Here is a 24,205-nt window from a genome sequence, read left to right as displayed (position 1 = left end):
GAGTTGAATTAAAGATTCTTACTAACAACGCTCGACGCTTGGGGATGCCTCCGCTGGAGATTGTGTGGAAATCATAAGTACAACTTATATAGATAGTTACAAGAACATTCGTCTATCCAACTTATATGATTGTTGCAGATAACTACTTTTTGAAAAATAGTTTATAGGACGTATAGCCAAAAATTTCACCGGGGTTGATATCGTTGATTTCATCTAACCCAGCCTCAATCACATTTTCAGCCATCTCCAAAATCAGTAAAGAAGAATCTGGGTCTTCTTTTAATTCTAGCGGACTTTTCCATGCTACTTCAGAAACTTCTTTTAGTTGCGGAACTAAAAATTGACTCTCTGTTGTAGGGCTAAGAAAAAATATCGCCATATTATCACTTATCTCCCCGTTCAATACACCTGTGCGAAAGCCAATCATGCTTTCTAACTTACAGTCAATGCCTGTTTCCTCTTTCACTTCACGAATGGCAGCGTGATCTGCCGTTTCTTTGCCATCGACAAAACCAGCAGGGATCGACCACTTCCCCTTAAGTCCACCATAAGTTTTTCGCACAACAAGCCACTGCCCTTCATTATTGACAACAAGACCAGCTGCCCCAAGCCATACATTCCCACGATTACTTCGCGACATTATCCCCCGTCCCTTCTGCGAAAAGCGCAGGGCGTCTGGCGCCCGGAGCCTAAACACCGACCAAAGATAACAAAGTTATCTTTCCAAAAAAAGCACCTGCCGTCAGTAGACAGGCAGATGCTTAAAGAGTTTTGAGTCGATTTATAGGAAATTGAATTTCCCTTTTTTAATTGTAAGACCTACTCCACCAATCATGAATAGTGAACGGTTATCAACCACTTTTTTCATGAATGAAGCTTTCGATCCCGTTAATTTTTTACCAAATACAAGACCGATTGCATCGTCGTGACCAAGTGAACAAACGCTACCTTTTAAGTCAGGTACGAATTCTGAAGTCGCTTGGTTTTTCAATAGTGCCACGATATTGTGCGCACACTTCTCACCTTGTTGCATAGCGATTTGCGCTGTTGGTGGGTATGGGCGGTTGATTTCTTCGTTAATCATCAATGCACAGTCTCCAACGATGAATACATCAGAATGACCTGGTGCACGAAGATCTTTGTCAACTTTAACACGAGCACGCATGTTTTCGATACCAGATGATTCGATCAAACGGTTACCGCGAACGCCTGCTGCCCAAATGACAGTACCAGCTTTGATGAATTCAAATTCATCTTCGCCTTTTTTAATATTAACACCTTCAGCAGTCGCTTCAACAACCGGTGTACCGATTGAGAATTCGATGCCTTTAGCTTCTAATTTAGCAACTGCATATTGCACAAGCTCCGGATCGAATCCTGGAAGAACCATAGGAGCCGCTTCCACACAAAGTACACGTACTTTGTCAGCTGGAACGTCGAACTCTTTACAAAGCTCAGGCACACGATTACCAAGTTCACCAAGTAGCTCGATTCCTGAGAATCCTGCTCCCCCAACAACAATTGTTAGACGGCTATCATCTTTCTCTTCTTCAAGAGACCATGTAGCAAATTGGTATTCGATATGTTCACGAATTTGGCGAGCCGCTTTCACGTTTGCCATAGACAATGCATACTTATCAAGCCCTGGAATACCGAAAGTTTCACCTTCGAAACCAAGAGAGATCACAAGATAATCGTATGAATGTGAACCCACACTTGACGTTACAACTTTGCTAGCAACGTCGATTCCTTGTACTTCTGCCTTGATGAATTCTACTTTTTGGCTATTGATAACTGATTTGATATCATAACGAACTTGTTCAGGAGACAACGTTCCTGCAGCCGCCTCATGAAGCCATGTGGATTCATAGTGATAATCATTTTTGTTAATAAGGACGACATCCGCTTCGTCAGTCCCTAGTGATTTTTGTAAATTTACGACTGTCGCTAAACCGCCGTATCCTGCACCTAACACTAAAATTGTCGGTCTTTTCACGAAGATCGAAACCACCTTTAAATTATTATGTGCCCGGCCCTCGTGAAATCAAGTACACCGACGATTTACACAGTCCCGGCCTTTGTCATTTTTTCGACAAACTTCTATCTCTTATAGTAGCCCTTTTGATATGGCATTTCAATACTATAATTGAAATAGAAAATTTTTGAAAACATAGAATTATAATCAGCGCACAAAAAAAGCCCCTACACTAGATTGTAAGGGACTTAAAATAAATCAGCAGTCAGCTGGAGTTCCAGCTTTCTTCGCCGTTCTAAATGAAGTACCGCACCCACACGAAGCAATCGCATTAGGATTATTTATGGTAAATCCGCCCCCCATAAGGGACTCTTTATAATCAATTTGTGTTCCGGCAAGGATCCCGGCATCTTCACTCGAAACTAGGATCTGTAAATCATGTTGGACTAATAACTGATCATCCTCTGACTTATCGGTCTCGAAACCCATTCCATACGTCAAGCCACTGCAGCCGCCGCCATTGACGGACACACGTAAGAATGAACCTTCTTCCCCATTATGGCGCATCATTTCTTTTACATGAAACACCGCTGCCTCAGTTACCTCAACAACTTGTGCCATTTGCGTTCACCTTCCCTTTGTTTTCTTCTCTCATCATAGCAAGGAATTTAACCATAACGCAATCATAAACGCTTACTTTACCCAGAAGTTAAAGAACAAAAGCGCAAGCGCCTGTTCAGGGGCGACAGGCGTTGGAGGGCTTGAAAGTAAAGGCGTACTTTGCCTTTACTAGCAAGACCGAAACGACCCGAGCCCCTAGGCGCTGGAGCCTAGACGCAAAATCTATACGTCGCAACTTATCCACAGTTCGAGATTTTAAAATTTCCTAAGCAACAAAAAAAAGCGGACCCACACTCGGCCCGCTCCCACTTACTTTAAAGTGCTAAATCAGAATACCTGTTCCACTTCTACAACACCTGGAACTTCTTCTAGAAGAGCACGTTCAATCCCTGCTTTTAATGTGATTGTTGAGCTTGGGCATGTTCCGCATGCACCGAGTAGGCGAAGTTTCACGATGCCGTCCTCAATATCAACTAACTCACAGTCTCCTCCATCACGCAATAGGAATGGGCGTAATTTATCTAATACTTCTTGAACTGATTCAGTCATCGTTGTTTCTGTCATTGTTTTTAAACTCCCCTTTCATTATACTTATTATAAACTGCACGAAAGAAAAAATCCAATATTGCGCCGGAAGGAGATAGTTAAATTGAAAACAGACAAAGTTAGCATTGAAATTTATGGAGCAGAGGTTATCTGTGCAAGCTGTGTAAACGCACCTTCATCCAAAGATACTTACGAATGGTTACAGGCTGCTATTGATAGAAAGTATCCGAATCAGCCTTATGATATCCATTATATTGATATCGATGCAGAGAATATTACTGATGAGCGTCAAAATGGGATTGCAGAACAAGTACGCAATGATGAGTATTTCTATCCACTTGTGATGATTGAAGACGAAATGATTGGCGAAGGCTATATTCAATTAAAACCGGTTTTCGCAGCACTTGAAAAGCACGGCTATACAGCAGAAGCTTAAAAGAACAAAAGCGCAAGCGCCTGTTTAGCCCCGACAAGCGCTGGAAGGCTTGAAGATAAAGGCGCTCTTTGCCTTTATCAGCAAGACTGAAGCGACTCGAGGGGCTAGGCGTTGGAGCCTAAACGACAAAAATCCTTTATTCACAATTGACTTGTGAATAAAGGATTTTTTCTTGTTAGCCATTGTGCCACTTATACATCCACAGCACACCGGACTTTAATAACCTTGCAATGCGCCCTGTTACCGTGCGGTCTGCAAGATAGGCGAATCCTTGCTTCTTCCCTAAGGAGCCAAGGAAGCCTTTTAGCTTAATCTCTGGCAACTTGTCTGGCAATGCTTCTCCAGCCCACACTAAACGCAATATCTTCACAATCTGTTCAGCTTGTTCTTCAGCAACCTGGGCGCTTGGCGCGTAAGGCAACGACGCACAGTCCCCTACGATATAGACATCGTTAAATGCAGGTAACTGATGATACATATTCAAAATAACACGACCCGATTTGTCTTTTTCTGTGTCGATATTTTTAACAGGTGCAACGGGACGAATACCGGCTGTCCACACAACCGCATCGACAGGGATCGTTTCTTCATGATTATACAAAGCGTTTGGTTCAACTTTGGTAATATTGGAGTTCGATACAACATCGACATTATGTTCGTCAAACCAGCGTTTTACATAATTGCTGAGCCTTTCAGGGAAATCGCGCAAAATGCGTGGGCTTCGATCGAATAATTTAATGTTTAAATCAGGTCTACTTTCCCGCAATTCACTTGCCAGCTCAATACCACTTAAACCAGCTCCAACGATTCCGATTGTAGCACCTGCTCCAAAACCAAGAATTTTCTCATGCGCAATTCTTGACTTGCCGATTGTTTGGATACTATACGTATATTCAGCCGCTCCCGGTACGTCGTGATAATTATCTTCACAACCTAGACCAATCACAAGTTCATCATACTTAATCTGTACCCCATCATCGAGATAGACACATTTTTCATCCGGTCTAATTTCAATAATTTCTCCGCCGACCACTTTCAATCTATCGTGGATTGGAAGCGGCACACGTACATCTGAATCTGACACTGTACCAGCCGCGAGTCCGTAAAACTCCGTTTTCAAACTGTGAAAAGGGGTCCGATCGACGAGTGTGATTTCAATGTCATCTGGAAGATCTTTCGTCAATAAGCGCAGCATAATACGCATATTTCCATATCCAGCACCAAGTAGTACAAGTTTTCTCATAGTTCTTCTCCTTCATAATCCGTTAATTCGTTATTTTCTCATTCTGATTATATCAGTTTGTGACAAACTTCACAATGATACATTCCACAGTAAAAATTCAACCTATAAGTCGTTTTAACAGATAGCTATGGTAGTGCAGAGGAATTGACGTATGGGGAAAAAAAGAGTAGGATTCCAATGAGTGAGGTGATCGTCATGAATCCGATTGTCGAGTTTTGCATAAGTAATCTAGCCAACGGTTCACAAGAAACTTTTGAAACGTTGGAAAAAGATCCTAATCTAGACATTCTTGAATATGGTTGTCTAAGCTATTGTACAAAATGTATGGATACTTTTTACGCAGTTGTCAACGGTGAAGTTGTCCAAGGCGACACGCCCAAGGAACTGACTGAACGGATCTATCAATTCATAGAAGACAATCCGCTCTTTTGAGCATTATAGCTAACCGCCATTTAAGGCGGTTAGCTTTTTACTATCTAAATTCAGCTGAATTTAGATAATGCCTCCGGCGGATGTCACGGATTTCGAAAGGAGTTAAAGAAGGCAACCTAAGTTCGCCGCGTCGTGTAGACCTCAAGCCCGATTCAAAATCCGGACGCAATCACGCTCAGGCGTGATTGATTAATTCCATTCCGCTAATGTTTGAAAGTGATACGTTGGTTGCTGTTCTTTTAACAATACTTCTTCTTTAGATGTAACGCCACCTGCCACATGTAGCGTATCGATGCCAAAGCGGATGCCAGCTTGGATATCCGTATCATAGTTATCGCCAACCATAATCATCTCTTCTTTACAATAACCGTTTTCTTGCTGAATGAAACCTAACATATGCGATTCTGGTTTACCAACAAATATAGCCGTCTTTCCCGTCGCAGCTTCCACCAATTTTACGAAGGAGCCATTCCCCGGAACCAGGCCTTTCTCATTTGGAAATGCCTTGTCAGCATTCGTTGCAATGAAATGAGCACCTGCTCGTATCGCAAGGCAAGCGGCTGACAATTTCGCATAGGTAATATCCCGGTCAATTCCCATAATGACCACATCTGGATTATCCACCACTAACTCAATGCCTTCTGATACCAGCGCATCTTCCAACCCTTTTTCACCAACCATCAAAACAGATGCACCACTATAATTTTCTTTACAATATTTCGCCACCGCAATCGCAGATGTCATAATGCGGTTACCTTCTGTCTTAATGCCGAATGCAGCCAATTTTTCTTGCAGCTGCGAACGAGTCATTGAAGAATTATTGGTTATAAAAAAAGGATTTATACCACGCTGTTGCGCACTCGCAATGAAAGAGACTGCCTCCGGAATCGGTTCAGTTCCTCGGTAAACAGTCCCATCCAAATCAAGGCAGATTGCTTTATAGTGTTGCATAACTCACTGATCCTCCGGTAAGAACGCTGATACCGGTCCCAACTCATTTTCAAGATAGTAACGGACTTTATTTGGAAATTCTCGAAGTTCTGCCAGCGTATCATGCAGGACAGTATTAATCTCCTCAGCATCCACTTCGGTGAATTCGCGAACAATCATTTTTCTCAGGTCAATCACACGTTTTAACGGAGCAGCCATTTCCGGCGTCACTACCCGTTCATCTTCCATAATATCGATAATGTCCTCATAACTTCCCGGATCACGCATGATGAAACCATCAATCATCGAGTTACCAACGTCAATAATCGATTCGATGACGACTTGTGCAATTCGTTCTAGTGCAAGTGTACGAATTTCATCATCTGCCCAACCGCTTTCTTTTTCATAGATCCCAAGCAAGTTCTCCATATGACCAAGCGCTTTATTAATTTGATTTCTGTCAACAAAATACATAGCCTGTCCCTCCCGTTTGTTATCTTTATATATCCTTTTCTATAATACCATATCTATCATGGCGCATAGAAAAGACTCGCAAATGGACAGTATCACATCCATTTGCGAGTCTTTTAGTTAGTTCCTTCTGATAAGGATGCGTCTTTTTTGACCCGTTCCACTTTTTTCAACACGAAATAAGCACAGCCAAAATTGCAGTATTCATACAGATAATCCTCTAAGGTACTGATCTTTGTTTCATACGTTGCCTTCTGGTTCGTATCATCGAAGAAACCTTTTAAACGAAGTTGTCCGTATCCCCAGTCACCTAGTATATAATCATATTTAAGAAGGACATCACCATAACGTGCAAGTAGTGCCTCCTCATTAAAACCGTCACGATAATTCGTCACCAGTTCAAAATGCCAATCATCTAATTTTATCATTTTTTCACCGCCACTTTAAATAAGCGTTCAAAAAGGAGGATGAAAATAGCCGAGGAGCAAGCTGACAGATCGCGGCCAACAAACGCCACGTCCTGTGGCAATAGCCGCGTGACCCGCATTATGCGGGCCTCCTCGAGATATTTTCACCGGACTTTTTAAACTACCTTTATTAGCTTTGCAGTGTTACCTCAAGTTCCCCATCACCTAGACGTTGCCTTTCCTTAGCGGCCGCATTTACCTGCTCATCGGCATGGTAACTCGAGCGAACTAACGGACCTGCCTCACAGTGAGAGAACCCTTTGGACATTGCGATTTTTCTAAGTTCGCCGAATTCTTGCGGCGAGTAGTATTTCTGTACTTTTAAATGTTTTTTCGTTGGCTGTAAATACTGGCCAATTGTCATAATATCCACTTTGTGCGCACGCAAATCATCCATCGTTTCTAAAATTTCTTCATGCGTTTCACCAAGTCCAAGCATCAAAGAAGATTTTGTCGGGATTGTAGGTTGCATTTCTTTTGCACGTAGTAGAAGTTCGAGTGAACGATCATACTTTGCCCGCGCACGGACCCTTGGCGTTAGACGTCTAACAGTTTCTATATTGTGATTGAGGATATCGGGCTTTGCATCCATAAGTCGTTTTAGATTATCATAATCGCCACCCATATCTGATGGTAGTACTTCCACAGTCGTAAATGGATTTTTCCGGCGAATGGCACGAATCGTTTCAGCAAAAATTGCAGAACCGCCGTCTTTTTGATCATCACGTGCAACAGCCGTTACCACGGTATGTTTTAGATTCATAAGCGCGACAGAATCCGCAACGCGTTCTGGTTCCGCTAAATCAAGTTCAGTCGGTAGTCCTGTTTTGACCGCGCAAAAACGACAGGCGCGCGTACATACCGCACCAAGTATCATGAACGTTGCTGTACGACGCTCTCCCCAGCACTCATGGATGTTCGGGCAGCGAGCTTCTTCACATACGGTATGTAAATTATTTTCTCGCATCAATTTCTTGAGTTCTACATAATTATCATTCGTATTCAGCTTGATTTTTAACCAATCTGGTTTTTTAACATGTTCAGCTCTAGTTCCCTGCTCTGGTCTGCACGACACGACAATCTACTCCATTCCTACAGTCTATTATAAGTATAGATAAAAACCGCTTGACGCCAATGCTCAGTTTATATACGTATTCAACAATTCAACTTATTTCATTCATATACGTTTACAATAGGTTGGATAGTTTCCAACACTACTGTCAATGTATCATATATTCAGACTTCAAACAACTGGCGGAAAAGCGGAGGGCGCCCGAAATGAGGAACGCAGTCTAAGGGCGCCGCGTCCTGCCGCGCCGCGTCCTGCGGCAACGACTCCGTGACCTACTTCCTGTAGGCCCGCGACAGGCGCTGGCCGACTAAACCCGCCACGTCCTGCACTAGTACTTCCTGTACGTCAGAGAGCTTGAGGATAAAGGCGCTTTTTGCCTTTACCAACAAGATCGAGGCGCCCGGAGCTGGACAGCAGAAAGAGCGGCTAACTCCTCTATCTTTGGGGTTAGCCGCTCTGTTTTTATTGGTTGGAAACTATAATAGTCTCGTACCGAGAAAAATTTATAACTTCTCTATTCACGCCTGAATCCTGACACCAAGCGTTTTCGATCCTAATGTCCGCCAAGATAGGCATTTTTAATTTCTTCACTAGCCTGTAACTCTTCAGCAGTCCCTGACAGAATAACCCTGCCTGTTTCGATGACATACGCTCGATCCGCGATTGATAAAGCCATATTGGCATTTTGTTCAACAAGTAAAATGGTTGTTCCTTCTTTATTAATATCCTTCACGACTTCAAAAATCGTTTTCACCATTAATGGAGCCAAGCCCATGGATGGTTCATCCAATAATAATAGCTTTGGCTTTGCCATAATTGCTCTTCCCATCGCTAACATCTGTTGTTCTCCGCCAGATAATGTCCCCGCAGACTGCTTGCGTCGCTCATGCAAACGCGGGAAAATCTCATAGACCTTTTGAAAATCTTTTTTAATACCCGCCTTATCTTTTCTTAAAAAAGCACCTAATTCAATATTCTCTTCCACACTCATATCCGCAAACACGCGCCGCCCTTCTGGCACATGTGAGATGCCTGCTTTTACAATGGCTTGGGCTGGCTTACCCGCTATTGATGAATTCAAATAGCTGATGGAACCCTCTTTCGGTTTCAATAAACCCGACAACGTTTTCAACAATGTGCTTTTCCCGGCTCCATTTGCACCAATCAATGTGACAATTTCACCTTCATTTATTTCTAACGAAACACCTTTCAGGGCATGGATACTTCCATAATAGACATTTATATTTTCGATTTTAAGCATGCTCATCATGCACTTCCTCCCCCAAATAAGCCTCGATTACTTTTGGATTATTACGGATTTCCTCAGGAGATCCTTCGGCAAGAAGTACACCATGGTCCAATACGTAAATACGCTCGCAAATCCCCATGACTAAGTTCATATCATGTTCAATTAATAAAATCGTTAAATTGAATTTCTCACGAACAAAAGCGATTAACTCCATCAATTCTTTCGTTTCCTGCGGGTTCATCCCAGCGGCAGGTTCATCAAGTAATAATAACTGAGGTCCTGCCGCTAATGCCCTAGCAATTTCTAATCTACGCTGTTTCCCGTAAGCTAAGTTTTTCGCATCTTCATCTTTGTATTTATCCAATTGAAAGATTTTTAAGAACTCCATTGCCTTCTCTTCCATTTCTTTTTCACCAGAAAAGTGAGCAGGAAGGCGTAACATCGAACTCAAAACCGAATGCTTAGCCAATGAATGGTAAGCCACTTTCACATTATCTAGCACTGATAATTCATTGAACAAACGGATATTTTGAAACGTCCGGCTAATCCCTTTGCGCGTAACCTGATAAGGCGCCATGCCATTAATGCGTTGCCCGTTCAGTAGAATGTCGCCTTCCGTTGGTGTATAAACACCCGTTAACAAGTTAAAGCTAGTTGTCTTGCCTGCACCATTAGGTCCAATCAGACCAACAAGCTCACCTTGCTTAATTTCCATATTAAAATTCGAAACGGCTTTTAGCCCACCGAACTGTATACCAACATCTGTGACTTTAAGTAACGGTTCACTGGCCATGTTTGCTGCCTCCTTTCGAACCTCTCCATAGCTTGAAATAATCGGTAATTTCCATCGTACCCATTAAACCTTTAGGGCGATAGAGCATCACAATAATCAGTACAAGACTATAAATAATCATGCGTGTTTCGGGATATCCTTGTAAGAATGTAGAGACAAGCGTCAACAGAATCGTCGCCAAAACTGCACCTGACAGACTTCCAAGCCCACCTAACACGACATAAATTAAAATATCAATTGATTTTAAGAATCCGAAGTTTACAGGTTGAATAATATAAAAATTATGTGCATACAAGGCACCTGCAATCCCTGCAAAGAAAGCACCAATAGCAAACGCTAGAACCTTATAATATGTTGTATTAATACCCATTGCATCCGCTGCTATCTCATTCTCCCGAATCGATATACACGCTCGACCATGCCGCGAATTGGTAAAGTTAACAATCACAACAATCGTGGCAAAAAGGCAAATAAATGTGTAGGTCCAATTTGTTAAATGAGCGACTTGCATACCTGCCGCCCCACCTACATAATCAGTATTCAAAAAGACAATTCGAATGATTTCCGCGAATCCAAGCGTGGCAATCGCTAGATAATCTCCTCTTAACCGTAAACTTGGAATCCCGATAATTAATCCTGCAATGGTAGCCATGACTCCTGCCGCCAAAATAGCAATTGGAAATGGCAGATGTAATTTCATCGTGACAATCGCCGATACATAGGCACCGACTGCTAAAAACCCAGCATGACCCAATGAAAACTGTCCCGTAATCCCAATCACTAAATGCAAGCTGACCGCCAACATAATATTGATGGACATGAAGACAATCGTATTGATATAGAAGTCATCCAATATCCCCACGCTGATGAGGAGTTGAACAATGGCATAAGAAACGATGGATGTTCCGATAAATAACCAAAATTGTTTTGATTTTTTCATGATGTTATTTCACCTACACTTTCTCACGTGTATTTTTACCAAAGATGCCTGACGGTTTGAAAATGAGAATTAGGATTAAAATGACGAATGCCGCAGCATCTCTCCATAAAGAGAAACCAAGTGCACTGACAAACGTTTCTACCACTCCCAGCACAAGACCTCCGACCATCGCTCCTGGGATAATTCCAATTCCACCAAGAACAGCCGCGACGAATGCTTTCAAACCAGGAATAACCCCCATCAAAGGGTCAATCTTTGTATAATAAATACCGAAAATAACGCCTGCTGCTCCAGCTAGTGCTGATCCAATCGCAAACGTCGCTGAGATTGTGTTATCTACATTGATGCCCATCAATTTAGCAGCTTCACTATCATAGGAAACAGCACGCATCGCTTTTCCAATCTTCGTTTTATGTACAATGAATTGAAGAATGATCATTAGGCCGATCGAAACAGAAAGAATTAAGATGGATTGACTACTAATTTGAACACCTAAAATAGAAAATGATTTATTGGCTAATACCGTTGGATACACTTCTGGTTGTGCCCCACGCATATAAATAACACCATTTTGAATCAGAAGAGATACCCCGATTGCCGTGATCAGTACAGCAATTCTCGTTGCATTGCGTAATCTTTTATAAGCAATTCGCTCAATGATAACACCAATGATGGCACAGCTTGTCATCGATACTAACAATGCAGGAAAGAGTCCAAGCCCCCACCCAGCAATCGAAAAATACCCAATGAATGCTCCAATCATGAATACTTCTCCGTGTGCAAAGTTAATAAGTTTTATGATTCCATAAACCATTGTATAGCCCAATGCTATTAACGCATATATACTTCCGAGTGAAATACCGTTTATCAGTTGCTGTAACCATTCCATGCACTTTTCACTCCTTTAGTTGTTCTTGATAGGATGAAATAAAGAATTCCGTTGAACTCGCTGTGGCGCTAGGGAAGGATTGAACTACATCCTTCCTCGGGAATGCCTCCCACCATTAGCCAAGCAGCTTCGCCGGCCAGTCTTATGGCTTCGGCTACCCCTGTTAAGGCGCCTTCGCTCAATGTATACATGCATTCAATATTTCAACTTTATAAAGTAGGCAATAAAAAAGGAATGAGAGGATAGCCTCCCCCCATTCCTAGCACTTGAATTAAGGATTTACTTTTGCTCTAAACACTTGTTCGCCGTCTTTGTATTCAAGAATTGTAGCCGCTTTGACTGGGTGGTGATTTTCATCTACTGAATATAACCCAGTGACCAGTTCAAGGTCTTTTGTTTCTGCTAAAGCATCTTTAATCTTCACGGAGTCTGGTCCACCTGCACGCTTGATAGCATCTGCAAGGAGGTAAACAGTGTCATAACCAAGTGCGTTAAATGCATCTGGTGATTTTCCATACTTCTCTTCGAATTTTTTATTGAAATCTTGGATGATTCCATCCGGATCTTCAGAAGAGTAATGATTTGTTGTGAATGTATTGTTCAATGCATCCGCACCAGCCAATTTCAATAGAGTTGGAGAATCCCAACCATCAGCGCCCATAAGTGGAACATCGATGCCCATTTCACGAGCTTGTTTAACAATCAACCCCACTTCTTCATAATAGCCGGGGATAAGAATAAATTCTGGATTTGCTGATTTAATACGCGTTAGGGTAGAACGGAAATCTGTGTCTTTTCCTAGATAAGATTCTTCAAGGATTACTTTGCCTCCTGCCGCTTCAAAATCTTTTTTGAATGCAGCTGCAAGACCTTTTGAATAGTCACTTGAGTTATCCGAGTAGATCACAGCGTTTTTCACCTTTAATTCTTTCGCTGCAAAATTCGCTGCAACTGTCCCTTGGAATGGATCGATGAATGATGTACGGAACACAAATTCATTGACGCTGCCATCCTCTTTAACTGTTACCGTTGGGCTTGTTCCAGATGGACTGATAAGAGGCACTTTATTGCCATTGGCAATTTCAGCCTGTGCAACTGTTGCACCACTTGTTGCTGCTCCGATAATTGCTACAACTTTGTCTTTAGTGATCAATTTAAGTGCTGCACTTGTCGCTTCAGCAGGGTCTGACTTATTATCGACTTTGACGATTTCAATTTCCTTACCGTCAATTCCACCAGCGTCGTTAATTTCATCAACTGCAAGATCAATCCCGGACACTTCCGATGTTCCATAAGAAGCAACACCGCCTGTTAACTCTAGGTTGACCCCGATCTTAATCGTGTCGCCACCCCCACTGCCTGAACTGCCACCGTCCGCATCTTCACCTGTACCACATCCTGCCAATAGGCCAACTGCAAGGGTAGCTGTAGCAAATACGCTTGCGAATTTTTTAAATTTCATTTAAAATCCCCCTTTGTTTAAAAATTCCGATAACTCTAAGCGTAGTGCTTTGAATCCTCAGTCTTCCCCCCATATGTTCATTTTCAAAAGCAAGAATCGATTGTTTACTACTTTCATATTGTTTTAAATCTTATTGCTAGTATATATAAATGACTGACTATTGTCAAAACATCTTTTTATCCAAAAAATCGCATTTCCACAAAAAAAGAAACGATGAAATTTCATCGTTTCTCATTGTTTATCATTATACTGATAGCTGAGCTGCTGTTTTTTTCGCATTTATCGTCCAAACAGAAAACAGAACGATAAGAATAATAATTACAGCAACAAGGCCAAGCCACACGGAACCTGTAATGCCCAAAATGATATAACCAGTAGCAGCTATTAGCGCACTAATGATCGCATAAGGTAACTGAGTTGTCACGTGAGCCATTAGGTTACTACCCGCACCCGTGGATGACAGGATAGTTGTATCCGATATCGGTGAACAATGATCGCCGAAAACTGCCCCAGCCAGAACTGCTGCTAATGCTGGTAATAACATTTCCGGTGCAGCATCAATCATAATGGTCCCAGCAATCGGTAATAGAATCCCGAAAGACCCCCATGATGTCCCTGTGGCAAATGCCATCAGCCCGGCAAGAACGAAAATGATCACTGGTAAAAACGCGACTGGTAGGTCTGCATTCATTACAACTTCAGACAAGTAAGCCCCTGTATCTAGTACTGCGATTAAATCCGTCAATGCCCATGCAAAAACGAGTATTAGAATAGCCGGCATCATCGCATTCACACCACTCACGAATGCACGAATCATCAGCTGTACACTAGCCGTCTCATTCTGTTTCATCTGCATACTATAGAGAAGTGCAGCAACCACAGTTCCAGCCACTCCGCCTGTAAGCAACGACAACGGTACGTCCGTATTTTCAAAAATCGTCCAAATGCTCATCGATCCACCAGCCTTATAGCCGGTCCAGAACATCATCGAAAATGTCACAACCACAAGTGTTACAATTGGCGCCACAAGATCACGTACACGCCCATGTCCATGCACAGGAAAATCCTCCTTCAATTGACCTGGAATTTCCTTATCAGGATCAAATAACTGTCCCTTGTCTGTCGCAAGTCGCTCATGCTTCTTCATTTCAAACAGATCGACATCCGTCCATGCAAAGAAGAAGACCATTGCAAGTGTTGCCACAACGTAAAAATTCATAGGTGCCATCATGATAAAGGCGGATAATGGAGAATAACTGATTGCCGCAGCCCCTCCAAAAATAAGTGCCATTTGTCCGATTAAAAAAGCTCCCCAGCTAGAAATGGGAGAAATCGAACAAATCGGTGCTGACGTTGAATCAATAAAATAAGCCAATTTCGCACGGGAAATCTTATGCTGATCCGTTATCGGACGAGCTATCTGCCCAACCGCTAATGCATTGAAATAATCATCCACGAAGATAGCAATCCCCAAAACTACTGTTAATAATTTTGCTCCACGCTTTGTTTTAATACGACTTACAGCCCATTCCGCAAATGCTCTACTACCGCCGGATAGACTAACAAATGCCGTTATGACACCGAGTAAAAGAATAAATAACATGATATAAATATTATACGTATTTAATTCTCCTCCATCCCAGAAAGAGACGATCATGCCGTTCCATAAATTCTTTACAGATTCACCTGGCGAAAATGATGCTGCTAGTACAGCCGCAGCGACAATTCCCGACCCAAGTGATAACAATACTCGTTTCGTCGCCAATACCATGCCAATGGCAATGAGTGGCGGTAAAATTGAAACCCAAGTTCCTATCATCCTATAATCCTCCATATTGTTGGGTTGAGGCCCTTCATCAGAGAATAAAAAAACCGGCTCCTATCGACACTTGGGTAAGTGTATCAGGAAGCCGGCCTTATCTACGTTTCGTTTGTTGGATAAATATACTTGCTTATCTAACGTACGACTTGTAGCTCATCATACATCAAAAAGACGTATGACAGTGCTATTCCTATTCGGAATAACCCCAGCCTGATGGACTCGACAATCCCATCAAACTTCGGCAAAGCTTCCTTTTACATACGGTCATAGATGTCAATCTCGCGTGTGTGACTGATAAGCAATGCAGCCTCTACCCAATCGGTATTTTAATTACTATACTAGCCTATCAATAATCTCGAACACTTTCAAGTCTTATCACTTCTGATCCGGCAGTTTGACCGGAATCTCTATATTAGGCGCGGCATTTCCTCCATTACTGAATACCGGTGGAACAGTTCCCTTGATAATCGTCATTGCAACTGGAATTTTCTGTACCACTTCACTTTTCCGCGAGGCAAGCGGCACGATAATTTGAACATTTACCGTCACGACCACATTCACTTCGACAACTGCACTGTTAATCCCAAATTCAGTAATGGTTGATTCAATATCAGTATGCACGTCACCAATGATATGAAAGCGGATTGGGATTTTCGGCCCTAGGTTACCAAGCAGCGGAATTTTCAGTGCCTGCGCCAGTGGTACAAAAAAGACCACTGCTCCTTGACCTTCCATGGCTTCAGGGTCATATTCAAGATTGTCTTGCATCGGCAACATGTCAAGATTCCCTGTTTCAGCCTGCTTCAAATAATTGGCGACTAATGCATGTATATCCCCCATCACTCGGTTGGTTGCATCACTATTAATAGAGATAGCTCCAGAAGTATCATTGGGGATTGGTGCAAAAATCTCATCGTTACTTGGCAATTTTAACTCCTTTGATTTGAGTGCTTGATTTATGACATGAGCAGCGATATTCGTTGTTTGCACTTCCGCATAATCACTATAAATTGGGGTGAGTCTCATATTTACTATGTATAAGAACAAGGCAATTGCGACTAAAGTAGTTGGGATAAGGAGCGGTAAAAACTTTCGTTTCTTTTTCCTCGATTTTCGAGTAACTTGCGAGTTAAATTTCAAAACGACTCCTCCTGCTGTTACGTTATGCAGAAAAGGAGCCGTATATTCATTTATTCAGTTCCATACCATACCAACCTAACACATCTCTGATCAATTCAGGCATGCAGTAGTCTTTCTTTGCCTGTTGAAAAGAAGGGAAGAAAAAGCCAAATGTAAACATATCCAGTGTAGCTACTGTATACGCCTGTCCTGAGACAACTTCACGGTTTCCTGCGTACAGTTTGCCATGTCGATTTTTATACAGTCGCTCATGCATCATTGCCCCCATGAGCGTACCACGGAAACCCAGTCCCTTTATTTCAATTCGCGGCCATTCTTCATTCAAAGACAACTCATAAATCTCTAATAACTCTGTACCATCTAATGTGATGATACAAGGGTTTATAGGGTGTGGAAGTAGGGTATGTAAACTTTCCCTCGTGACCCAACCTTTTTCTAGGCCTCCAAGGAAAATACCAGCGTTAAACAACGCACAATCCGCTTGTGTATACGCAATTAGTGCCCGACCAAAAAAGGAAGCTAACGGGCTCGGACCAAATAAGTTTTGTGGCAACGGCTCGGAATTATAGAATACTTTTTCCGCCATTGCCTGCTTTCCCGATTCAATAAGTGCATTCACTTGCTGAATATCTTCTTCAGTCCGCGTAAGTTGATCCGACCTGTAAAGCTCCGCAGTCATATCCATCACTTTTTTCGCTTGGACGTCCACATGCACCGTCACATGCCCAACATATTCCCCGTATTTCCCCGTAGCCGCTAGCAACGTATCGCCTACCAACTTGCCTTCGTGAAACAGGTGGTGTGTGTGCGCCCCAAAAAGCACATCGATTTCAGGGCATTCCATCGCGAGTTTTTCATCTTCTGTAATCCCCATATGCGACAGACAAACGACTAGATCCGTTTCCCCTACAATGGACTTAGCAATCCGTTTCAATTCCTGCCGTGGCGACGTCACTTCCCAACCTAGCTTCGAATAGAACGTCGTGTACTGCGCTGTCGCGCCGATGACGCCTATCCTTGTCCCCTGTCCTGTGACGTAGATTGTGTAAGGCAACGCCCATGACGGACGCTCTCCATCTTGTTCAAATAAATTACCAACAATCACCTTAAATTTGGCATCTTTATATAAGGAAGAAAGTGCTTCTTGCGACATGGTAATTCCTTCGTTGTTGCCAATCGTGACCGCATCAAAACCCGCCTCGTTCAATAAACGGATATTCCCTTGCCCATTTGTCCCTTCCGTAAAAGGGTGTGAGCGATCGACGTAATCCCCGATATCGACTACATAACAAGCCTCTCCATTGGTCAAATGCTCCCGCTTTTTATCGCATAAAAAGCGGCTCATTTGCGGCCAGTTTTCAAAGTGACTATGTACATCATTTGTATGATAAAAGTGAATCGTTTCCATTTTACTTATCGTAACTCACCCCCAAATTCCGTCGATAATCGAACGGATCCCTAAGATTAACAAAATGATTCGCAAAGCCAATACGAGTGTTTCTGACTTCATTTTTTGATTTAACATGGCTCCAATTTTTGCTCCGATATAAGCTGCTGGAACGACCGGAATGACGTACAGCCATGGCACGTTCCCCAGCGATATATGAGTGACCGAGTTCACAATCGCCGACAAGAATACCATGAACATCGATGTCCCTACGGCAACGTGTGGAGGGAATAAGAATAGCAGAATCATTGCCGGCACCATAATGGAGCCTCCCCCAATGCCGAATAATCCTGATGCAAAACCAACACCGAATGTGAGAAGTAAAGCAAACCACACGGGATAGCCAAACACAAACGTCTCTCCAGAACGGTCCGTGAATGTTCTTTTTTTACCATGATCGACAAACCATCTAACCGGTTTTAAATATTTTCGGACTAATAACAATGTCGATAAAATAATCAGTAGTATTCCGAAGTACAAATTAAATGACGGTAAATCGAGCCCTTTATTCACAAATGCTCCAAGGAGCGTCCCTGGAATACTGCCTGCAAAAAAGATCAAACCACTTCTGTAATCGATGGTTTTTGCTTTCATATAGGAAAGCGTAGAAGCAAGTCCTATTGCAATCATCATAATCACGGAAAGACCAACGACTGTTTGCGGGGTAATCCCATCAATCAGCCCTAAAGTGATACCAATAAAAAGGGTGACTGGCACGAGAATCACGCCACCACCTAGGCCAACAAGCGCCCCTATAATTCCTGATGCAAGACCAATAATGGCCAAAATAAGATATTCCATTAAAATTCTCCCTCAAAAAAGTTGAGCTGTTTCGGCGTCAGACTTTCGTAGTTGATGTTAAGCATTTTTTGAAATTGCTGCGCATTTTGTGCTGCATGTCCGCCGGAGTTATTATTAAAAATAACGAATACTTCCTTTGTTTCAGCTTGTAATTTTTCTACAGCTAGCTGTATTTCTTTCAATTCAGCCTCATTGTAATGATATAAGTACCTCACCTTCCGCCACGCCTGATCATCGCCGGTTGTATTGCGCCATCCTTGGGTATTACGACCGTGTAGGCGAACGAGCACTTTATCTGGCCGAGTCGCGTCCGCTACAAGCGGTATACTCCCTTCACCAGCCTGCGGTTCATCACAAACGGAATGGATAGCATTCAAACTGCGCAAAAACAGTAGTGTCTTTTTCTTAAATTCAAGTGAATACCATGACTGATGTCTAAATTCTATGGCGATATCGAAGCCACCCAATTTATCGCAAATGAACCGAATTTCATCGACATTGTCCTTCGTACAATCAAACCAAGGCGGAAATTGAACAAGGATCATCGCTAGCTTCCCCGCCTCTTGTAACGGTGTAACCGACAATCGAAATAAGTTGTACATCTCATCGACCGATTCATATGGCAGTGGTTCGCGATTATGCCCAGTCATCCCTTGATAAGCTTTGACAACAAAACGGAAATTATCCGGTGTTTCGGCCATCCATTTCCTAATATTGCGTTCCGGTTGGATTGCATAGAAGGTAGCATCTAGTTCGACAATTGGAAAGTGAGCACTGTAGTCGAGTAACTTTTCCTTTGCTGTTGAAGACGGATCGTAAACAGCCGGATGGTCCCCCCAGCCTGTCAATCCAATCTGAATCATCCCGCTCACCCCCTTTCAAATGCTTCGTTATTAGTATTTTAACATATGCCGATGACATTTTTACGTTAATGCCGACTGAATGCTGTGAATGTAGTGAACTCGGACGCTCTTGGAAACTAGGCTACCTTTTCATAATCTTCACTACCCAACTTTCACTGAACGACAAAAAACCGGTCACTAGGACCGGTTTTCCATGTAATAGATTATCCGATAGAACCTTCCATCTCAAACTTGATGAGACGGTTCATTTCTACAGCATATTCCATTGGCAATTCTTTTGTAAATGGTTCGATGAAGCCCATAACGATCATTTCAGTTGCTTCTAGCTCAGGAATTCCGCGGCTCATCAAGTAGAAGAGCTGCTCCTCCGAAACTTTCGATACTTTCGCTTCGTGCTCAAGTGACACATTATCATTGAGGATTTCGTTATATGGAATCGTATCTGATGTTGATTTATCATCCATAATTAACGTATCACACTCGATATTCGCACGTGCACCGTCCGCTTTACGACCAAAGTGAACGATACCGCGATATGTTACTTTCCCGCCGTGTTGTGAAATCGATTTAGAAACGATTGTTGAAGAAGTGTTTGGTGCAAGGTGATGCATTTTCGCGCCTGCATCTTGGTGTTGCCCTTTACCAGCAAGTGCAATCGATAATGTCATACCACGTGCACCTTCACCTTTAAGGATGACTGCTGGGTATTTCATCGTCAATTTCGAACCGATGTTTCCATCAATCCATTCCATTGTTGCGTTTGCATCACAAACTGCACGTTTCGTTACAAGGTTGTAAACGTTGTTTGCCCAGTTTTGGATTGTCGTATAACGGCAATACGCATCCTTTTTGATGATGATTTCAACAACCGCACTATGAAGTGAGTTTGTTGTGTAAACAGGTGCTGTACATCCTTCGACGTAGTGCACGCTTGCGCCTTCATCAACAATGATAAGTGTACGCTCGAACTGCCCCATGTTTTCCGAATTAATCCGGAAATATGCTTGAAGTGGCGTATCTACTTTAATACCTGGTGGTACGTAGATGAATGATCCACCCGACCAAACAGCTGAGTTCAAAGCAGCAAACTTATTATCAGAGTTCGGAATGATTGTTCCCCAATGTTTCTTGAACAATTCTTCGTTTTCTCTAAGCGCTGAATCTGTATCTTTGAAGACAATACCTAGATCTTCAAGGTCTTGCTTCATGTTGTGGTAAACAACTTCTGATTCGTATTGTGCTGAAACACCTGCAAGGTATTTCTGTTCCGCTTCAGGAATTCCCAGTTTATCAAACGTACGCTTGATCTCTTCCGGTACTTCATCCCATGAACGTTCAGTTCCTTCAGATGGTTTAACATAGTAAGTAATCTCATCAAATTTAAGTGAGTTAAGATCTCCACCCCATTGAGGCATTGGCATTTTGTAGAACAATTCCAATGACTTTAGGCGGTAATCCAACATCCACTGCGGCTCGTTCTTCATGCTTGAAATTTGTTCCACGATTTCACGTGTCAAACCACGTTCCGAACGGAAAACTGATACGTCTTTATCCGCAAAACCATATTTGTAATCGCCGATATCCGGCATCTTTTTAGCCATTATAATTCCTCCGTTCCTTTAATCTGTTGAATCGGTATCATTTCCGACTCCCTTTTCCATCGCTTTCCACGCAAGTGTCGCACACTTGATGCGTGCAGGGAATTTCGCCACACCCGCAAGTGCCTCGATATCCCCCAAGTCGATGGAATCATCGATATCTTTCCCCAACATCATGTCAGAGAAAACATGTGCCAAATTCACAGCTTCGTCCGCTTTCTTCCCTTTCACAATCTGCGTCATCATGGAAGCAGATGCCATGGAAATCGAGCAGCCTTCGCCTTCGAATTTCGCATTTTGGACGATGCCATCTTCCACTTGAAGTGTAAGATGAATGACGTCGCCGCATGTTGGGTTATTCATATCAATCGTAATATTATTATCCTCAAGAACGCCTTTGTTCCTTGGATTTTTGTAATGATCCATAATGACCGAGCGGTATAGCTGGTCTAGATTATTAGTAGACATCGTTGAAATACTCCTTTGCGATACGAAGTCCTTCCACGAGGCGATCCACGTCAGCTTCCGTATTATAAATATAGAAGCTAGCGCGTGCCGTAGCGGATACATCCAACCACTTCATAAGCGGCTGTGCGCAATGGTGTCCCGCTCGAACAGCAATGCCGTTCATATCGAGTACCGTTGCAACATCATGCGGGTGAACGTCATTCAAATTAAATGTCACCAACCCCGCACGTTTTTTCGGATCAAGCGGACCATAAATCGTTAGCCCGTCGATTTCCGACATGCGCTCCATAGCGTAGCCAGCTAGTTCATGTTCATGACGTTCAATCTGATCCAGTCCAATTTCCTCTAAGAAATCGATGGCAGCACCCAAGCCAATTGCTCCTGCAATGATTGGTGTACCTCCTTCAAACTTCCAAGGGAGCTCTTTCCATGTAGATTCATAAAGACCGACAAAGTCGATCATTTCGCCACCAAACTCAACAGGCTCCATATTGTTCAGTAACGCCTTTTTCCCGTACAAGACGCCGATACCCGTAGGCCCGCACATCTTATGTCCTGAGAAAGCAAAGAAGTCACAGTCAAGCTGTTGAACGTCTATTTTTAAATGCGGTGCAGCTTGCGCGCCGTCAACGACCATGACAGCACCATGCGCATGCGCAATTTCAGTAATTTCTTTAATCGGATTCATCGTACCGAGTACGTTGGAAACATACATAATGGAAACGATTTTTGTCCGGTCCGTGATGACTTCGCGAACTTTATCGAGTGATAGTGTGCCATCTTCCTCGAGGTCGACGTATTTCAACACTGCCCCTTTTTCTTTCGCAAGCTGCTGCCACGGAATGATATTCGAATGATGCTCCATGTAAGTAATGACGATTTCATCACCTTCACCGACATTCGCCCGTCCGTAACTTTGTGCAACTGTGTTTAGTGCAGTTGTCGTCCCACGCATGAAAATAACTTCTTCCGTCGATTTCGCGTTAATGAACTTGCGCACCTTTTCGCGTGCGCCTTCATAGCCTTCTGTCGCCCGGTTACCGAGTGTATGCACACCACGGTGGACATTCGAGTTATCAAGACCATAATAGTTGCTTAGCGCTTCTATTACTTGCCGCGGCTTCTGGGAAGTCGCAGCACTATCTAGATAAACGAGCGGATGCCCGTTTATCTCCTGGTCCAGTATCGGAAAATGATTGCGGATCTCTTTACTGAGCATTAGCGCACTTTCCTTTCGATAACCTCCGTCAATTGTTTCTTCACGCCTTCAATCGGCAATTTGCTGACAACTGGCGCAAGGAAACCATGAATGACAAGACGTTCTGCTTCTTGTTTTGAAATTCCCCGACTCATTAGGTAATACAATTGCAATGGATCTACACGACCGACAGATGCAGCGTGTCCTGCTGTTACATCGTCCTCATCAATAAGAAGAATCGGATTCGCATCTCCGCGTGCCTTCTCACTTAGCATAAGAACACGTGATTCTTGAACAGCATTCGAACGTGTTGCACCTTTAGCAATTCTTCCGATTCCGTTAAAAATCGACGATGCCGCCTCTTTCATAACGCCATGCTTAAGGATGAAACCATCTGTATCAAGTCCAAAGTGAACGATTTCAGACGTGAAGTTCTGACGTTGATTACCACGTCCAACAACAACTGTCTTCAAATCACAAGAAGAACCGTTCCCTACAAGATGCGTAATGTTTTCAGAAATTGTATCACTGTCATTCATTAGACCGAGTGCCCATTCAATGCGGCTATCGCGTCCAGTAACTCCACGACGGTTCACATATGTCGTGAATCCTGCTGCCAATACATCAACAGCACCATAAGTGATTTTTGCATTGTCGCCTGTGAATACTTCAGAAACGATATTCGCCAAACCTTTTGCCTCTTCTACAGTCGACAAATAGTTTTCGACATACGTCACCGAACTATTTGCCTCTGCTACCACAAGAACGTGGTTGAAGAGAGAAGCTTGTGCATCATCATGCAAGAACAACACTTGAAGTGGTTCTGCTACGACAACATTTTTCGGAACATAAACGAACACGCCGCCATTCATTAGTGCTGCATGAAGTGCAGTCAGCTTATGCTCGTCGACTTTAACGCCATCTGTCATGAAATATTTCTTCACAAGCTCGCTATGTTCACGTGATGCTGTGAAAATATCCGTCATAATAACGCCTTGTTCTTTCAATTCGCTTGATAATGAAAGATACGCAGGCGTGTTATTATGCTGCACATATATGTTTTTTTGTTGCTCTTTATCTATTAAAGCAAGTGCTTCTTCAGGAAGCTCGTCCAATGAAGCATAAACAGCAGACTCTACCGTATGGACTGGGAATTCCGTGAAATTCCACTTATCGATTTTCGTTTTATCTGGTTTTGGCATTGCAAGCTGTTCCACTTTCGCTAATGCATCTGCACGGAAATCCGCCATCCAATCGGCTTCATTCATCTGAGCTGAATAGGAGCGGACGTCCTGTTCGGTCAATGCCACTTTAGTTTCAACCGTCATTTTGAATCGTCCCC

General features: G+C 42.9%; 26 protein-coding genes and 1 riboswitch. Of the genes, 2 read left to right on the top strand and 24 right to left on the bottom strand.

Annotation, left to right across the window (positions count from 1 at the left end):
- Positions 1-142: 142 nt before the first annotated feature.
- The 4 genes from ACIQ0H_RS15385 to ACIQ0H_RS15370 all read right to left on the bottom strand — a co-directional run bounded on the left by ACIQ0H_RS15385 (position 143) and on the right by ACIQ0H_RS15370 (position 3,160).
- Entirely contained in the window at positions 143-640 is a 498-nt protein-coding gene (locus tag ACIQ0H_RS15385; protein WP_403416416.1) for an NUDIX domain-containing protein, read from the bottom strand.
- A gap of 141 nt (positions 641-781) precedes the next feature.
- Positions 782-1,996, bottom strand: a complete 1,215-nt coding sequence (locus tag ACIQ0H_RS15380) for an NAD(P)/FAD-dependent oxidoreductase (protein WP_403416414.1) — start codon at positions 1,994-1,996, stop codon at positions 782-784.
- Between the two features lie 237 nt (positions 1,997-2,233).
- Positions 2,234-2,596, bottom strand: a complete 363-nt coding sequence (locus ACIQ0H_RS15375; RefSeq protein WP_403416413.1) for a HesB/IscA family protein — start codon at positions 2,594-2,596, stop codon at positions 2,234-2,236.
- A 327-nt stretch (positions 2,597-2,923) separates the two neighbouring features.
- Complete coding sequence (locus ACIQ0H_RS15370; protein ID WP_403416411.1) at positions 2,924-3,160, bottom strand: NifU family protein; 237 nt, start codon at positions 3,158-3,160, stop codon at positions 2,924-2,926.
- An 85-nt stretch (positions 3,161-3,245) separates the two neighbouring features.
- Between ACIQ0H_RS15370 and ACIQ0H_RS15365 the strand changes: the two genes are divergently transcribed.
- Positions 3,246-3,578 (top strand): YuzD family protein, encoded by a 333-nt coding sequence (locus ACIQ0H_RS15365; protein WP_403416409.1) that lies wholly within the window; start codon positions 3,246-3,248, stop codon positions 3,576-3,578.
- 175 nt (positions 3,579-3,753) lie between these two features.
- Here the strand turns inward: ACIQ0H_RS15365 and ACIQ0H_RS15360 are convergent, their stop codons facing one another.
- A complete protein-coding gene (locus ACIQ0H_RS15360; RefSeq protein ID WP_403416406.1) occupies positions 3,754-4,821 on the bottom strand; it encodes an NAD(P)/FAD-dependent oxidoreductase in 1,068 nt (355 codons plus the stop codon).
- 195 nt (positions 4,822-5,016) lie between these two features.
- Between ACIQ0H_RS15360 and ACIQ0H_RS15355 the strand changes: the two genes are divergently transcribed.
- Complete coding sequence (locus ACIQ0H_RS15355) at positions 5,017-5,253, top strand: YuzB family protein (protein WP_403416577.1); 237 nt, start codon at positions 5,017-5,019, stop codon at positions 5,251-5,253.
- Positions 5,254-5,442: 189 nt separating this feature from the next.
- Here the strand turns inward: ACIQ0H_RS15355 and ACIQ0H_RS15350 are convergent, their stop codons facing one another.
- The 19 genes from ACIQ0H_RS15350 to sufD all read right to left on the bottom strand — a co-directional run bounded on the left by ACIQ0H_RS15350 (position 5,443) and on the right by sufD (position 24,191).
- Positions 5,443-6,204: a TIGR01457 family HAD-type hydrolase gene (locus tag ACIQ0H_RS15350; protein WP_403416403.1), complete on the bottom strand. Its 762-nt coding sequence runs from the start codon at positions 6,202-6,204 to the stop codon at positions 5,443-5,445.
- Between the two features lie 3 nt (positions 6,205-6,207).
- Positions 6,208-6,657 carry a DUF86 domain-containing protein gene (locus ACIQ0H_RS15345; protein ID WP_403416402.1) on the bottom strand — a complete coding sequence of 150 codons (450 nt, stop codon included), beginning with the start codon at positions 6,655-6,657 and terminating at the stop codon, positions 6,208-6,210.
- Positions 6,658-6,770: 113 nt separating this feature from the next.
- Complete coding sequence (locus ACIQ0H_RS15340) at positions 6,771-7,082, bottom strand: YutD family protein (protein WP_403416399.1); 312 nt, start codon at positions 7,080-7,082, stop codon at positions 6,771-6,773.
- On the bottom strand, positions 7,079-7,201 hold the full coding sequence (locus ACIQ0H_RS15335; RefSeq protein WP_403416396.1) for a hypothetical protein: 123 nt from the start codon (positions 7,199-7,201) through the stop codon (positions 7,079-7,081). Before ACIQ0H_RS15335 ends, ACIQ0H_RS15340 begins: the two co-directional genes overlap by 4 nt.
- A gap of 50 nt (positions 7,202-7,251) precedes the next feature.
- Positions 7,252-8,196: a lipoyl synthase gene (gene lipA, locus ACIQ0H_RS15330; protein WP_403416393.1), complete on the bottom strand. Its 945-nt coding sequence runs from the start codon at positions 8,194-8,196 to the stop codon at positions 7,252-7,254.
- Between the two features lie 550 nt (positions 8,197-8,746).
- A complete protein-coding gene (locus tag ACIQ0H_RS15325) occupies positions 8,747-9,454 on the bottom strand; it encodes an ABC transporter ATP-binding protein (protein WP_403416575.1) in 708 nt (235 codons plus the stop codon).
- Complete coding sequence (locus ACIQ0H_RS15320; RefSeq protein ID WP_403416390.1) at positions 9,447-10,235, bottom strand: ABC transporter ATP-binding protein; 789 nt, start codon at positions 10,233-10,235, stop codon at positions 9,447-9,449. The genes ACIQ0H_RS15325 and ACIQ0H_RS15320 overlap by 8 nt, the downstream gene beginning before the upstream one ends.
- Entirely contained in the window at positions 10,225-11,175 is a 951-nt protein-coding gene (locus ACIQ0H_RS15315; protein WP_403416387.1) for a branched-chain amino acid ABC transporter permease, read from the bottom strand. The genes ACIQ0H_RS15320 and ACIQ0H_RS15315 overlap by 11 nt, the downstream gene beginning before the upstream one ends.
- Positions 11,176-11,188: 13 nt before the next feature.
- Positions 11,189-12,064, bottom strand: coding sequence for a branched-chain amino acid ABC transporter permease (locus ACIQ0H_RS15310; protein ID WP_403416385.1), 876 nt, complete (start codon positions 12,062-12,064; stop codon positions 11,189-11,191).
- A 271-nt stretch (positions 12,065-12,335) separates the two neighbouring features.
- On the bottom strand, positions 12,336-13,526 hold the full coding sequence (locus ACIQ0H_RS15305; RefSeq protein WP_403416382.1) for an ABC transporter substrate-binding protein: 1,191 nt from the start codon (positions 13,524-13,526) through the stop codon (positions 12,336-12,338).
- Positions 13,527-13,770: 244 nt separating this feature from the next.
- Complete coding sequence (locus tag ACIQ0H_RS15300; RefSeq protein ID WP_403416379.1) at positions 13,771-15,345, bottom strand: Na+/H+ antiporter NhaC family protein; 1,575 nt, start codon at positions 15,343-15,345, stop codon at positions 13,771-13,773.
- A 144-nt stretch (positions 15,346-15,489) separates the two neighbouring features.
- Positions 15,490-15,669, bottom strand: a riboswitch (Lysine riboswitch).
- Between the two features lie 54 nt (positions 15,670-15,723).
- On the bottom strand, positions 15,724-16,488 hold the full coding sequence (gene yunB / locus ACIQ0H_RS15295; RefSeq protein WP_403416376.1) for a sporulation protein YunB: 765 nt from the start codon (positions 16,486-16,488) through the stop codon (positions 15,724-15,726).
- Between the two features lie 46 nt (positions 16,489-16,534).
- Complete coding sequence (locus ACIQ0H_RS15290; protein ID WP_403416373.1) at positions 16,535-17,896, bottom strand: bifunctional metallophosphatase/5'-nucleotidase; 1,362 nt, start codon at positions 17,894-17,896, stop codon at positions 16,535-16,537.
- 15 nt (positions 17,897-17,911) lie between these two features.
- Entirely contained in the window at positions 17,912-18,736 is an 825-nt protein-coding gene (locus ACIQ0H_RS15285; protein ID WP_403416371.1) for a sulfite exporter TauE/SafE family protein, read from the bottom strand.
- Positions 18,736-19,599, bottom strand: a complete 864-nt coding sequence (locus ACIQ0H_RS15280; RefSeq protein ID WP_403416368.1) for a DUF72 domain-containing protein — start codon at positions 19,597-19,599, stop codon at positions 18,736-18,738. The genes ACIQ0H_RS15285 and ACIQ0H_RS15280 overlap by 1 nt, the downstream gene beginning before the upstream one ends.
- 203 nt (positions 19,600-19,802) lie before the next feature.
- Complete coding sequence (gene sufB, locus ACIQ0H_RS15275; protein ID WP_403416365.1) at positions 19,803-21,200, bottom strand: Fe-S cluster assembly protein SufB; 1,398 nt, start codon at positions 21,198-21,200, stop codon at positions 19,803-19,805.
- A gap of 18 nt (positions 21,201-21,218) precedes the next feature.
- A complete protein-coding gene (gene sufU, locus ACIQ0H_RS15270) occupies positions 21,219-21,665 on the bottom strand; it encodes a Fe-S cluster assembly sulfur transfer protein SufU (protein WP_403416362.1) in 447 nt (148 codons plus the stop codon).
- A complete protein-coding gene (locus ACIQ0H_RS15265; RefSeq protein ID WP_403416359.1) occupies positions 21,655-22,884 on the bottom strand; it encodes a cysteine desulfurase in 1,230 nt (409 codons plus the stop codon). The genes sufU and ACIQ0H_RS15265 overlap by 11 nt, the downstream gene beginning before the upstream one ends.
- Positions 22,884-24,191, bottom strand: a complete 1,308-nt coding sequence (gene sufD, locus ACIQ0H_RS15260; protein WP_403416356.1) for a Fe-S cluster assembly protein SufD — start codon at positions 24,189-24,191, stop codon at positions 22,884-22,886. Before sufD ends, ACIQ0H_RS15265 begins: the two co-directional genes overlap by 1 nt.
- Positions 24,192-24,205 lie beyond the last annotated feature (14 nt).

The organism is Sporosarcina sp. NPDC096371 (assembly GCF_044762865.1).
Taxonomy (GTDB): Bacteria; Bacillota; Bacilli; order Bacillales_A; family Planococcaceae; genus Sporosarcina.
Note: the sequence above shows the minus strand (reverse complement) of the source record. Positions and strands in the feature narration are given on the sequence as shown.